The following is a 12,484-nucleotide window of genomic DNA, read 5'->3' as shown; positions in this document are numbered from 1 at the left end:
GACCGCGACGGCCATGCCGACCGCGGCGGACACGACGTTCTGCACGGTCAGCCCGACCATCTGCACGGTGTGGCCGAGCACCTTCTCCGGCACGTAGGACTGCCAGTTGGTGTTGGTCACGAACGAGACCGCGGTGTTGAACGCCATCGCGGGCGAGACGCTGTCGGCGCCGTCGGTGCCGCGGCCGAACCCCAGCGGCAGCAGCCACTGCAGGCGCTGCATCAGGTAGAGCAGCACGATCGAGACGAACGAGAAGCCCAGCACGCCCGCGGCGTAGGTCGTCCAGCGCTGCGTGGACGTGGCGTCGATCCGGCAGATCCGGTGGACGAGCCGCTCGATCCGCCAGTGCCGGGTGTCGGTGTAGACCCGCGCCATCCAGTCGCCCAGCGGTTTCCAGGTCACGGCGAGCAGCGCCACCAGCGCCGCCGCCTGCGCGAGCCCGGCCATCAGAACCGCTCCGGGCGGAGCAACGCGATGACCAGGTACACCAGCAGCCCCAGGGCGAGCAGGCCCCCGGCCGCGTTCTCGACGACGGTCGCGATCACAGCTTCTCCATCCCGCGCAGGGTGAGTGCGAGGACGGCGAAGGACGCCACCAGCAACGCGATGCAGGCCAGGTCGGCCACGGGACTCTCCTCGGTCGTGCCCGCCCGCCGGCATGTCCGGCGGGCTGCGGGGATCGTGCGCCGCACCGGGGTCCGCGACGGCCGCGATGACGCCGGATTGACGCCCACCGGGCCGCGCGTTGACGGGTTCTTGACGCCCGGTGGTGGTCGTCACGTCCACCGGACGGGTGGACGACCTCAGGGCCCCGTCAACGCACGCGCGTGACGTCGCCAACAGCGCGTCAGGGGCCCGGCCGGTGCCCCACCGGGGGTGCACGCTCGCGCGCGTGCGCCGGCGGTGTCCGCACACGACGGTTGCGCGCCACAGCGCTGGTTACCCTGCTCGGTGACGGCCCGGGCACCCGCCCGGGGTGGTCCGGCGGGAGGTCTGTGCATGTCGGTGATCGACAACGCGGTCTACGTCGACGGCAAGCAGGCGGCGGCGCCGGACTCCGTCGACGGTGCGGTCGAGGCGTGGCAGGGGTGCCGTGCCGACCACGGTGACTCCGCGCCGGCGTTCTGCTGGATCGGCATGCTGCGGCCGGGGACCGACGAGATCCACCAGGTCGCGGCGGAGTTCGGGCTGCACGCACTGGCGATCGAGGACACCGTCAACGCCCACCAGCGGCCCAAGCTGGAGCGCTACGGGAGCACCGAGTTCGTGGTGCTGCGCCCGGCCCGCTACGTCGACTCCGACGAGGTCGTCGAGATCGGCGAGGTGCACCTGTTCCTCGGGCCGGACTTCGTCATCACCGTCCGGCACGCCGCCGAGCCGCAGCTCGGCGAGGTCCGCGACCGGCTGGAGAGCGACCCGGAGCTGCTCTCGCACGGCCCGATGGCGGTGTTGTACGCGGTCCTGGACCGGGTCGTCGACGACTACGTGCCCGTCCTCGAGGGACTGCAGGACGACATCGACGAGATCGAGGTCCAGGTCTTCCGCGGTGATCCGCACGTCTCGCGGCGCATCTACCAGCTCACGCGGCAGGTCATCGCGTTCCAGCGGGCCGTCGAGCCGCTGCAGGAGATCTTCGTCGAGCTGCGGGCCCGGTTCGCCAAGTCCGGCGACGCCCCGGACCTGGAGCTGCGCCGGGCGATGCGCGACGTGATCGACCACGCCACCCGGGTGCGGGAGCGTGTCGAGGGGTTCCGCGACCTGCTGGGCAACATCCTGACGGTCAACTCCACCCTGGTCGCGCAGCGGCAGAACGAGGAGATGACCCGGCTGACCGAGGCCGGCTTCGCGCAGAACGAGCAGATGAAGCGGGTGTCGTCGTGGGCGGCGATCCTCTTCGCCCCGACCCTGATCGCCGGCATCTACGGCATGAACTTCGACGAGATGCCCGAGCTGCACTGGGCGCTGGGCTACCCGATGGCGATCGGGCTGATGCTGCTGCTCGGGCTGGGGCTGTACCTGGCGTTCAAGCACAACGACTGGCTCTGAGGGCCGGGCGCCGGCACCCGGCGTCGGCGGTGCAGGGGTCACCGGTGCCGGGGCCGCGGTGGTCTGCGGGATCGTCACGACCAGCGGCGGTGGCGGCTCGGTCACGCAGCGACCGGTCGTCGGGTCGGTCGTGCGGACACCCTGCGGGTACGGCCCGGGCGCCGGCGGGGTGGAGGGCGCACCACTGCACCCGGTCGCGTGTCAACGGGCCGCCAGCGCTGGGCCGGACGGCGTCAGGACGGCGTAGCGACGGCGGACGACGGCGGGCCCGCGGGGCGACAACGGAGGGGCACGGCGCCCGCACCGGGCGCCCGCCACCAAGGAGTCATCCCGGTGACCCTCGCCGACCTCCTCCCCTCCCTGCGTCCCACGCTCGCCGCCCGTCTCGAGCCGGGCCTGTGGCCGGTCACGACCCGCACGACCTCCGACGGCGCCCTGCAGGTCGGTGGGGTCGACCTCGCCGGGCTCGCCGCCCGTTTCGGCACCCCGGTGCAGGTGCTCGACACCGCCGACGTCCGCGCCCGCTGCCGCGCCTACCGGGCCGCGCTGCCCGACGCCGAGATCGTCTACGCCGGCAAGGCCTTCCTCTGCCGCGGGATGGCCCGCCTGGTGGCCGACGAGGGCTGCTCGGTCGACGCCTGCTCCGGCGGCGAGGTCGCGGTGGCCGCGGCCGCGGGGCTGCCCGGCGACCGGATCGTGCTGCACGGCACCGTCAAGACCGACGAGGACCTCAAGGCCGCGTTCGCCGCGGGCGTCGGGCGGATCGTGCTGGACTCGGCGGCGGAGGTCGACCGGATCGCCGCGCTGGCCCCGCACCGGCAGAAGGTGCTGCTGCGTATCAGCCCCGACGTCGACGCCGGCACCCACCCGGGGCTCACGACCGGCACCGCGTCGTCGTGGTTCGGGATGCCGCCCGCCGAGGCGTGCGAGGTCGCGGGGCGGGTGCTGGCCCGTCCCGAGCTAGAGCTCGTCGGCCTGCACTGCCACCTCGGGTCGCAGGTGCCGTCGGTGGCGCGCTACGAGCGGGCCGCGGTCCGGATGGTGGGCGTGATCGCGGCGCTGCGCGCGCGGTACGGGATCACCGTCGCCGAGCTGGACCTCGGCGGCGGGCACGCGGTCGGGTACGCCGAGGGCGAGCCCTGCCTGGACCCGGCGACCTTCGGCCGGGCCCTGCGGGGCACCCTCGCGCGGAGCTGCGCGGCGCACGGGCTCGACGAGCCGCGGCTGCTGGTCGAGCCGGGCCGCGCGGTCGTCGCCCGGGCCGGGGTGACCCTCTACCGGGTCGGTGCGGTGCAGCGCTGCGGCGACGGCACCACCACCGTGCTCGTCGACGGCGGCATGAGCGACGACCCGCGCCCGGCCCTCTACGGCGCCCGCTACCCGGTCCGGCTCGTCGGACGCGCCACCCGGGCGCCGCTGGAGACGGTCCGCGTCGCGGGGCGGCACTGCGAGTCCTCCGACGTCGTCGCCGAGGGGGTCCGGCTGCCCGCCGACATCGCCCCCGGGGACCTGCTGGCCGTGCCGGTGTCCGGCGCGTACCACGCCTCGATGGCCTCGACCTACAACCAGGTCCCGCGGCCCCCGGTGGTCGCCGTCGCGGCGGGGGCGGCGCTGCCGCTGCTGCGGCGCGACAGCCCAGAGGACCTGCTGCGCCGCGACTGCTCGTGAGCTCCCGCGCCGGTCAGCGCCGGGGTCGCGGCGCCGGCTGGCACCGCGGGCAGGTGAACGACGAGCGGTTCATGAACGCGTCCCGGCGGATCGGGGTGCCGCAGCGGCGGCACGCCCGGTCCGCCCGGCCGTAGACGTTCAGCGACCGGTCGAAGTAACCCGAGGCGCCGTTGACGTTGACGTAGAGCGCGTCGAAGGAGGTGCCGCCCTGGGCGAGGGCCTCGTGCATCACGGTCGTCGCGGCGTCGAGGACGGCGTGGCCCTGGGCCCGGGTGAGCTTCTCGGTGGGCCGGGTGCCGTGCAGCCGGGCCCGCCAGAGCGCCTCGTCGGCGTAGATGTTGCCGATCCCGGACACGACGGTCTGGTCGAGCAGGGCCCGCTTGACCTCGGTCCGGCGCCGGCGCAGCGCGGCGACGGCGTCGTCGGCCGAGAAGGCCGGGTCCATCGGGTCCCGCGCGATGTGCGCGACCGGCTCGGGGACGAGCCCACCGCCCGCGGCCGCGGCGAGCGGGTGCACCGACAGCCCGCCGAAGGTCCGCTGGTCGACGAAACGCAGCTCGGGCCCGTCGTCGTCGAACCGGACGCGGACCCGCAGGTGCTTCTCCTGCGGCGCGTCCGGGGCCTCGACGAGCATCTGGCCGGACATGCCCAGGTGCGCGAGCAGCGCGTCGTCGCCCTCGCCCGCGGTGTCGAGCTCCAGCCACAGGTACTTGCCGCGCCGGGCCGCCGCGGAGAGGGTGCGCCCGGTCAGCCGGCCGGTGAAGTCACCGGAACCGGTCGGGTGCCGGCGTACCGCGCGCGGGTGCAGTACCTCGACGCCGGCGATGCGCCGGTCCAGCACGTGGTCGGCGAGGCCGCGGCGGACGACCTCGACCTCGGGCAGTTCCGGCATCGACGGCTATCGCCCGGAGCCGGCGCTCTCGTCGGACAGCGCGCGCCAGGCGATCTCGGCCGCCTTCTGCTCGGCCTCCTTCTTGGTGCGCCCCGCGCCGGTGCCGAGGTCACGACCCCCGACGACGGCCGTCGCGGTGAACACCTTCAGGTGGTCCGGGCCCTCCTCGTCGATCCGGTACTCGGGCACGCCGTGCCCGCCGGCGGCGGTGAGCTCCTGCAGGCTGGTCTTCCAGTCCAGGCCCGCGCCGAGCAGCGGGGCGCTGTGCAGCAGGTCCGCGAACAGCCGGTGGATGAGCTCACGGGACGGCTCGAGGCCGTGCGCGAGGTACACCGCGCCGAGCAGCGCCTCGGTGGCGTCGGCCAGGATGCTGGCCTTCGACCGGCCACCGGTCAGCTCCTCACCGCGCCCCAGGTACAGGTACGCCCCGAGGCCGTGCGGACCGTCTCCGGGCGTCGGCAGCGCGACCGCGACGGTGGCGAGCGCGTGCATGTTGACCACGCTCGCGCGCAGCTTCGCCAGCTGACCCTCGGGCAGGTCCGGGTGGTCCCGGTAGAGCCGCTCGGTGATCACGATGGACAGGACCGAGTCGCCCAGGAACTCCAGGCGCTCGTTGGTCGGCAGCCCGCCGTGCTCGTAGGCGTAGGACCGGTGGGTGAGCGCCAGCGTGAGCAGCGCCTCGTCCAGGTCCACACCAAGTGCGGACAGCAGAGGTGACCGGTCCGTCGCCGGACCGGTCACGCTCTTGTCGCCCACTGCTGCGATCAGGCCGGGCTGGTGACCTGACGGCCGTCGTACTGCCCACAGGTCGGGCACGCGATGTGCTGCAGCTTCGGCTCACGGCAGGCGCGGTTCGAGCAGGCGACCAGGGTCGGCGCAGTGGCCTTCCACTGCGACCGGCGCGCACGCGTGTTCGACCGCGACATCCGGCGCTTGGGAACGGCCATGATGACACTCCTCGGTACTTCGGACGATCAGGTCTTCCCACCGGGCAGCGGGCTCACGGGGAGCCGCCGCTCAATCGGTGGAGGGCAGGCGCTCACGGAGCGCCGCCCAACGAGGATCCAGTGTCTCATGCCCGTGATCCGACGGGAGATCGGCCCACCTCTCGCCGCACTCGACGCACAGACCGGGGCAGTCCTCGCGGCACAGCGGCGCCATCGGCAGCTCGGTGACGATCGCGTCGCGCACGGTCTGGGTCAGGTCGATGCGCTCGTCGACCAGCCGCGGGATCTCGTCGGCGTCGGTGGTCTCCTCGGTGACCGAGTCCGGGTAGGCGAACAGCTCACCGATCCGGACCTGCACGTCCTCCCCGAGCGGCTCCAGGCAGCGTGAGCACTCCCCCGTCAGCCGGGCGTCGGCGGTGCCGGAGACGTACACGCCCTCGGTGACCGACTCCAGGGACACGTCGAGCTCGACGTCGGACCCGCCGGGGACGGTGATCACCCCGGTCAGGCCGATCTCGGCGTCGCCCGACGGCGCGGGGACCGTACGGGCCACGGTGCGCTGGGTACCGGGGCGGCGGGCCAGCTCACGGGTGGAGAGGACCCAGGGGTTGTCGTCGGGACGGTTCTGGCTGCGCGCGGTGTTCATCTCGCCGACCAGCGTACGCGGCCCGCTCAGCCGCGTCGTCGCACGTCGAACGCGTCGGCGACGAGGGCTCCCAGCTCCAGGAACGCGGCCGCGGTCGCGGGGCGCAGCCGAGCGGGGTCGATCCGCCCGCCGGTGGCCAGGTGCGGGTCGTGCGGGACCTCGACGACCCCGCGCACCCGCTGGGCGAAGTGCTCGCGGATCCGGGCGGCGTCGACCTCGGCGCTGCGCCGGTCACAGGACAGCACGACCACCGCGTCGCGGACGAGGTCGCCGTGGCCGTGCGCGGCCATCCAGTCCAGCGTCTTGCTGGCCCGGCCCGCGCCGTCGACGGTCGGGGCGCCGACGACGACCACCGAGTCGGCGCACGCGAGGGTGCCCTGCATCGTGGAGTGCACCAGACCGGTGCCCGAGTCGGTGATGATGATGTTGAAGAAGCGGCCCAGCAGGGCGACGACGCGCTCGTACTCCTCGCGGGAGAACGCCTCGCCGGAGGCGGGGTCCTGCTCGGAGGCCAGCACCTGCAGGCGCCCGGCGAGACTGGTGTAGCGGGACACGTCGGTCCAGGTACCGACCGACTCCAGGTCGTCGAGCATCTCGCGGACGGTGATCCGGGAGTCGCCGGTGAGGCGGTCGGCCAGGGTGCCGGCGTCGGGGTTGGCGTCGAGGACGACGGCCCGGTCGCCGCGGTGCTCGGCCAGCGCCTGCCCCAGGCAGGCCGCGACCGTGGTCTTCCCGACGCCGCCCTTCACCGACATGACCGCCACCCGGTGCGCGCCGGCCAGCGGCGCCCGGACCCGGGCCAGCAGTCCCGAGCGGAGCTCCTCGGCCTCGCTCGGGCCGGGGTTCACCCGGCCGCCGGTGACGTCGTGGAGGACCCGCCGCCATCCGGTGCGGGGCCGCTCGGGCCGCGGCCGCAGCACGGCGTCCTCCCGCAGGTCCGCCGGGCCGGCCCCGGGCCCCTCCCGCCGGGCCCCGGGTCGCGGGGTCGGGGCATCGGCCGGGGGCTGCGCCGGGTTCGTCACAGGAGGTCCTTCCAGCCGGTGCCCGTACCGTGCCCACCAGGTCGTCGGGTCGGGTTCGGGCCGGCGTGCCATGCGCGGAGAGTAGTACGGCGGGTGACCTGGGTTCCTGCGTCCGGCGTATCCGACCACAGCAACCGCGCCCGGTGAAGCCCCTGTGCCGCACCGGCACCCGCGATCACCCGGCGGTGCGGGCCGCCTGTCGCGTCGCACCGGGCGTCTCGCCGAGCACCGCCCGGTAGCGACGCGTGAAGTGGGCCTGGTCGGCGTACCCGAGGTCGGCGGCCAGCGCGGCCAGCGCGGTGTCCGGCTCGGTCCGCAGGACGGCGGCGGCGTGCTGCAGGCGACGGCACTCGATCAGCCACAGCGGGGTCAGCCCGATGTGGGCGCGGACCAGCCGTTCCAGGGTCCGTGGCGCGACGCCGACGAGCTCGGCGAGCTGGTCGGCACGCCGGACGTCGGTGCGGGACTCGGCCAGCGCGCAGGCCCGGTTGACCAGGCGTCCGGCGTCGGTGACCCGGTCCGTCAGCGGTGCGAGCCAGTCCCGCACGGTCGCGGCCGGGTCGCCGCCCGCCATCGCCGCCCCCAGGACCGCCACCGGCGCGCCGTGGACCTCCTCGGCGGCACCGCGCAACGCGGCCGGTGCGGTGGTCGTGAACAGCGGGGTCGCACCGGGCCGGAGCAGGACGCCGACCACCCAGGACCGCCCGGCCAGCTCCCGGACGTCGACGCCGGTCCGCGGCCCGTGCAGCGTCGCGGTGGCCGGGTCGGTGACGAGGTTGAACGCCGGGTACTGCAGCACACGCTGGCGCACCGGGCGCCCCGGCGGCACGTCCCAGCGGGCGGTCCACACCCACCGCACGAGGTCGTCGAGCCCGATCGGCACCCGCTCGAGCACGACCTCGGGGGCGCCCGGGTTCAGGTGCCCGCGCGACTCGACGGTCATCACCCACACCCCCTGTCGGCAATGTTCAATCCGTCCGGGGACGGGGCGGGCAGGCTCGACGCATGGAGCTCACGACCAGCGTCACCGGCACCCACACCACCGACGGCCGCCCCCACGGGGTCACCTCGCTCACCCCGCACCTGGTGGCCTCGCCCGCCCGCGCGGCGATCGAACTCTACTGCGCCGCCCTCGGGGCCCGGGTGCTCTCGGTCACCGAGATGGGCGGGATGGTCGGGCACGCCGAGCTGGAGCTGGCGGCCGGCCGGTTCACCGTGTCCGACGCGATGCCCGACCACGGCCTCGTCGCCGCCCCGGGGGGCGACCACCCGGTGTCGCTGTCGCTCGCGGTGTACGTGCCCGATGTGGACGCGGCCGTCGCGACGCTGGTCGAGGCCGGGTCGACGGTGCGCGAGCCGGTCTCGACGTTCGTCTCCGGGGACCGGTTCGGCTCGGTCGTCGATCCCTACGGGGTGCGATGGGCGGTGATGACCCGGGTGGAGGACCTGTCGCCGGAGGAGAGCGGGCGCCGGGTCGCGGAGTGGGCGGCGCGGCAGGGCTGACGGGACGGCGGCTGCACCGGCTCACGGTCATTGGGCCACCGTGCGCGCGGGGCCGGAGCAGCGCACCGCGGCTCCTCCCTCGCAACGACGTTCTCCCAGCTCACGAATTCGCAATAGCAAACGGAAACTGGTACTCGAACATTTATTCGACTATTCTCGACGGTGTGACCGCCACCCAGGAACCACCCGCCCACGCCACCGGCGTGCCCGGCGACGGGTTCCCCTCCGGTGACCTCACCCTGATCCGGTTCCACCTCGACCACGCCCTCGCCGCCGACACCTCCACGTCGTCCGAAGCCGAGCTGGTCGACCAGATCCAGGAGATCGAGACCCTCCAGGCCTCCCTGGCCGCCCTTCAGGCGGACCGGATCCGGGCCTTCACCCGGGCCCACGTCGAGAACCGGCGCCTCGACGACCGGACCGATGTCGACGAGATCCACCGCAGCGTCGTCGCCCAGATCCAACTGGCCTGCCGGATCTCCACCACCGAAGCCCGCACCCGGGTGGCCGACGCCCGCGACCTGCACGCCGGACTCGACGACGTCCGGCGCCTCCATGAAGCCGGGCAGCTCAGCGCCGCCAAGATCACAGCGATCGCCGTCGAGTGCCGCGATCTCGACACAGCCCAGCGGGCGCAGGTCGACGCCCGGCTCGCCGCCGCCGGTGACCTCACCCGGTACGGCATCGGCCGGCTACGCGCGACGACCCGGCGCCTGGTCGCCGAGATCGCCCCGGAGCGCTTCCGCGCCCGCGTCCACACCGCCAGAGCCGCACGCCGAGTGACACTGCGCCCGGCGCCGGACGCGATGAGCTATCTGACCGCCTACGTCCCGGTCGAACAGGGCGCCGCCTGCCTGGCCGCACTGCAGAAGGCCTTCGTCGAGATCCAGGTCGACCCACAGCCACTGACCCGCACCCGCGGCCAGGTCCTCGCCGACACCCTCGTCGAACGCGCCACCGGCCAGGCCACCGCGACCGCAGTGAACCTGGAGGTCCAGGTCACCGTCCCGACCCAGGCCCTACTCGACCCGACCTCCCCGCTGCCCGCCGAGATCCCCGGCCTCGGACCCGTGCCCGCCGACCTGCTCGCCACCCCAGAGGGGACGAAGTCCCTGCGCAGACTGCTCACCGACCAGGGCCTGGTCATCGGCGGCGACTCCCGACGACGCGCCTTCACCGGACTGCTCGCCACACTCGTCAGAGCCCGTGCGGAGAACCGGTGCACCGAGCCCTACTGCGACGCACCCGCCCGCCACCTCGACCACATCCACCGCCACGCCGACGGCGGACGCACCGAACTCGACAACGGCCGCGCCGTGTGCGAGTTCCACAACCACGTCCGCGAACACCCCGGCTGGCGCGTCTTCCGCGCACCCGACGGCACCGTGGTCACCAGGACACCGACCGGACACACCTACCGTGGACCGGACTGACCGATCATCGGACGGGGACCGAGGGCTCCGCTCCTGTATCTCCCGGCGACCCGGGACCGCGGCGCTCCGGTCCCGACGGTCCACGGGGCGCGGTCGCCGTCCACGTCGTACCGCTGCTGGACACCCTGCTGTGCTGCGGCAGGGTGGGTCGTGAGGATGTCGATCGTGGCGCTGTCGGGTCCGGTACTGCGGCTCCGCAGCCGGGTGCACCTCGGCCGAGCCACGCCCCGCCGGGCCCCCGGGCCGCGCGACCGTCAGTCGATCAGGTCCATCCCGGTACCGGTCCGGCCCGGCTCCGGCGGCCGCCCGCCGCCGTAGTTCGGGCCGTACTGGCCGCGCCAGATCTGGCTCCGACCGCGCCCGACGACGCCGAGCGCGTTGTTCAGGGTGGTCTCCAGCTCGCCCAGCGTGGTGTCGACGTAGTCGTCGCACTCCCGGCGCAGCCGATCGGCCTCGGCGTGCGCGCCGTCGACGATCCGGCCGGCCTCGGCGTGGGCGGAGCGGACGACCTCGGTCTGGGACACCAGCCGGGTCTGCTCGTTCTGACCGTCGGCGATGAGCCGGTCGTGCGCGGCCCGGCCGGCGTGGCTCATCCGCTCGGCCTCGTCCCGGGCCCGGTCGGTGACCTCGGCGTACTGACGACGTCCCTCGGCCACCGCACGCTCCGCCTCGTGGCGAGCCTCGGCCAGGGTGCGTCCGGCCTCCTCCTGCGCCTCGGCGACGAGCCGCTCGGCCTCGGTCCGCGCGTTCTGCAGCGTCTCCTCGGCCTCGGAGTTCGCCGCGCTCCGGGTCTCCTCCGCCTCGCGCTCGGCCTCCGAGACGACCGCGTCGCGCCGGTCGAGCACGTCCTGGGCGTCGTCCATCTCGCCCGGGATCGCCTCGCGGACGTCGTCGAGGAGCTCCAGCACGTCACCGCGCGGGACGACGCAGTTCGACGTCATCGGGACGCTGCGCGCCTCCTCGACGATCGTCACCAGCGCGTCCAGCGACTCGAAGACCCGGTACACGCGACGGATCCTCTCACCGTCGCGGGCCCGGACCCGTTATTCGGCGCCGCTCCCGCGTGTCAGGCGAGCCGCTCCCGCAGCCGGGCGTGCACGCTTGGCGGGAGGAACGCGGTGACGTCCCCTCCGCCGCGGGCGACCTCCTTGACCAGCGAGCTGGACACGTAGACCTGGTCCGGCGCACCGGGCAGGAACAGCGTCTCCACACCGGACAGGTGGCGGTTCATGTGCGCCATCGGGAGCTCGTAGTCGTAGTCCGTCGCCCCGCGCAGGCCCTTGACCATCGCCTGCGCGCCACGCTCGCGGCAGTAGTCGACGACCAGTCCCCGGAACGACTCCACCCGCACGCCGGGCAGGTCCGCGGTGATCCCGGTGAGCATCTCGACGCGCTCCTCGACCGCGAACAGCCCCTCCTTGCGGGGGTTCACCAGGATGGCGACGTACACCTCGGCGAACAGCGCCGCGGCGCGGGTGATGACGTCGAGGTGCCCGACCGTCGGCGGGTCGTAGGAACCGGGACAGACGGCGCGACGGACCTCGGGCATGGCCGGAACCTATCAGCCGGTGATCACCGGTCAGGCCCAGCTCCGGTCGAGCGACATGTGCAGCTCGTAGCGGTCGCCGCGGTAGCGGGAGACGGTGTACTCGACCGGCCGGTCGCCGGAGCTGGCGGTCCGGTCGAACACCAGGATCGGGTGCCCGGCGGGGATCCCGAGCAGGACCGCCGACGCCTCGTCGGCCTGGCGGGCGGCGACGGTCTGCTCGGCGCGGTCGATCGGGAGCCGGTAGTGCTCCTGCAGGATCCCGTAGACCGACCCGCTGAGGTCGTGGGCGTCGAGGTCGGGGACCCGCTCGGCGTCGTACCAGGCGTCGTCGATCGACATCGGCACCCCGTCGGCGACGCGCAGCCGCCGCAGGTGCCAGCACCGGCCGTCGGGCCCCTGGCCGAGCGCGCGCACGGCCTCCGGCGGTCCGGTGGTGCGGGCGACCTCCAGGACGACGGTGGTCGGGGTCAGCCCGAGCCGGCGCATGTCGTCGTGGAAGGACGCGAGGTGCAGCCGGGAGCGCGCGGTGCGGGCGGCGACGTAGGTGCCCTTGCCACGGACCCGGGTCAGCAGCCCGTCACGCTCCAGCTCGCCGACGGCGGCCCGCACCGTCACCCGGCTGACCCCGTGGTCGGAGCAGAGCCTGCGCTCGCTGGGGAAGGGGTCGCCCGGCGCGAAGTCCCGAGCGATCGTCTCCGCGAGCAGGGTGCGGAGCTGCTCGTGCTTGGGGACGACCCCGTCGCCGATCCGGACCTCGCCGTTCATGGTGCTGTCCACCG

The 12,484-nt window shown here is 74.1% G+C and carries 15 protein-coding genes and 1 pseudogene; 4 read left to right on the top strand and 12 right to left on the bottom strand.

The window, feature by feature from the left end; genetic code table 11:
• Window positions 1-45 precede the first annotated feature (45 nt).
• The 3 genes and pseudogenes from KPF47_RS41145 to KPF47_RS27365 all read right to left on the bottom strand — a co-directional run.
• Window positions 46-375, bottom strand: a pseudogene (locus tag KPF47_RS41145) (potassium-transporting ATPase subunit KdpA); the annotation flags it as partial.
• A 71-nt stretch (window positions 376-446) separates the two neighbouring features.
• Window positions 447-545, bottom strand: a complete 99-nt coding sequence (gene kdpF / locus KPF47_RS27370) for a K(+)-transporting ATPase subunit F (protein WP_020624320.1) — start codon at window positions 543-545, stop codon at window positions 447-449.
• Complete coding sequence (locus tag KPF47_RS27365) at window positions 542-691, bottom strand: hypothetical protein (protein ID WP_224391705.1); 150 nt, start codon at window positions 689-691, stop codon at window positions 542-544. Before KPF47_RS27365 ends, kdpF begins: the two co-directional genes overlap by 4 nt.
• A 307-nt stretch (window positions 692-998) precedes the next feature.
• Here KPF47_RS27365 and KPF47_RS27360 point away from each other — a divergent pair, with 307 nt between their 5' ends.
• A complete protein-coding gene (locus KPF47_RS27360) occupies window positions 999-2,045 on the top strand; it encodes a magnesium and cobalt transport protein CorA (protein ID WP_224391704.1) in 1,047 nt (348 codons plus the stop codon).
• Window positions 2,046-2,378: 333 nt separating this feature from the next.
• The gene (gene lysA / locus KPF47_RS27355) at window positions 2,379-3,713 is read left to right on the top strand and encodes a diaminopimelate decarboxylase (RefSeq protein ID WP_224391703.1); all 1,335 of its coding nucleotides are present in this window, start codon (window positions 2,379-2,381) and stop codon (window positions 3,711-3,713) included.
• Window positions 3,714-3,726: 13 nt separating this feature from the next.
• Here lysA and mutM read toward each other — a convergent pair whose 3' ends face one another.
• The 6 genes from mutM to KPF47_RS27325 all read right to left on the bottom strand — a co-directional run bounded on the left by mutM (window position 3,727) and on the right by KPF47_RS27325 (window position 8,163).
• Window positions 3,727-4,605 (bottom strand): bifunctional DNA-formamidopyrimidine glycosylase/DNA-(apurinic or apyrimidinic site) lyase, encoded by an 879-nt coding sequence (mutM, locus tag KPF47_RS27350; protein ID WP_224391702.1) that lies wholly within the window; start codon window positions 4,603-4,605, stop codon window positions 3,727-3,729.
• A 6-nt stretch (window positions 4,606-4,611) separates the two neighbouring features.
• Window positions 4,612-5,361: a ribonuclease III gene (rnc, locus tag KPF47_RS27345; protein WP_224391701.1), complete on the bottom strand. Its 750-nt coding sequence runs from the start codon at window positions 5,359-5,361 to the stop codon at window positions 4,612-4,614.
• 8 nt (window positions 5,362-5,369) lie between these two features.
• Window positions 5,370-5,552 carry a 50S ribosomal protein L32 gene (gene rpmF, locus KPF47_RS27340; protein ID WP_020626225.1) on the bottom strand — a complete coding sequence of 61 codons (183 nt, stop codon included), beginning with the start codon at window positions 5,550-5,552 and terminating at the stop codon, window positions 5,370-5,372.
• A gap of 70 nt (window positions 5,553-5,622) precedes the next feature.
• Window positions 5,623-6,198: a DUF177 domain-containing protein gene (locus KPF47_RS27335; RefSeq protein ID WP_224391700.1), complete on the bottom strand. Its 576-nt coding sequence runs from the start codon at window positions 6,196-6,198 to the stop codon at window positions 5,623-5,625.
• Window positions 6,199-6,224: 26 nt separating this feature from the next.
• Window positions 6,225-7,220 carry a MinD/ParA family protein gene (locus KPF47_RS27330; protein ID WP_224391699.1) on the bottom strand — a complete coding sequence of 332 codons (996 nt, stop codon included), beginning with the start codon at window positions 7,218-7,220 and terminating at the stop codon, window positions 6,225-6,227.
• Window positions 7,221-7,395: 175 nt separating this feature from the next.
• Window positions 7,396-8,163: a helix-turn-helix domain-containing protein gene (locus KPF47_RS27325; protein WP_224391698.1), complete on the bottom strand. Its 768-nt coding sequence runs from the start codon at window positions 8,161-8,163 to the stop codon at window positions 7,396-7,398.
• Window positions 8,164-8,225: 62 nt separating this feature from the next.
• Here KPF47_RS27325 and KPF47_RS27320 point away from each other — a divergent pair, with 62 nt between their 5' ends.
• Together KPF47_RS27320 and KPF47_RS27315 are read left to right on the top strand one after the other, a co-directional pair.
• The gene (locus KPF47_RS27320) at window positions 8,226-8,723 is read left to right on the top strand and encodes a glyoxalase/bleomycin resistance/extradiol dioxygenase family protein (protein ID WP_224391697.1); all 498 of its coding nucleotides are present in this window, start codon (window positions 8,226-8,228) and stop codon (window positions 8,721-8,723) included.
• A 164-nt stretch (window positions 8,724-8,887) separates the two neighbouring features.
• A complete protein-coding gene (locus tag KPF47_RS27315) occupies window positions 8,888-10,156 on the top strand; it encodes an HNH endonuclease signature motif containing protein (protein WP_224391696.1) in 1,269 nt (422 codons plus the stop codon).
• Window positions 10,157-10,410: 254 nt separating this feature from the next.
• Here KPF47_RS27315 and KPF47_RS27310 read toward each other — a convergent pair whose 3' ends face one another.
• Genes KPF47_RS27310 through KPF47_RS27300 form a run of 3 tightly spaced genes read right to left on the bottom strand, consistent with a single transcriptional unit; the run spans window position 10,411 to window position 12,482 of the window.
• Window positions 10,411-11,163, bottom strand: a complete 753-nt coding sequence (locus tag KPF47_RS27310) for a DivIVA domain-containing protein (RefSeq protein WP_224391695.1) — start codon at window positions 11,161-11,163, stop codon at window positions 10,411-10,413.
• A 59-nt stretch (window positions 11,164-11,222) separates the two neighbouring features.
• On the bottom strand, window positions 11,223-11,705 hold the full coding sequence (coaD, locus tag KPF47_RS27305) for a pantetheine-phosphate adenylyltransferase (protein ID WP_224391694.1): 483 nt from the start codon (window positions 11,703-11,705) through the stop codon (window positions 11,223-11,225).
• Window positions 11,706-11,735: 30 nt separating this feature from the next.
• Window positions 11,736-12,482 carry a GntR family transcriptional regulator gene (locus KPF47_RS27300; RefSeq protein ID WP_224391693.1) on the bottom strand — a complete coding sequence of 249 codons (747 nt, stop codon included), beginning with the start codon at window positions 12,480-12,482 and terminating at the stop codon, window positions 11,736-11,738.
• Between the last annotated feature and the right edge of the window lie 2 nt (window positions 12,483-12,484).

It is taken from the genome of Pseudonocardia sp. ICBG1293, assembly GCF_020131355.1.
In the GTDB taxonomy this organism is placed as follows: domain Bacteria; phylum Actinomycetota; class Actinomycetes; order Mycobacteriales; family Pseudonocardiaceae; genus Pseudonocardia.
This window is presented reverse-complemented; position numbering and strand designations above follow the sequence as displayed.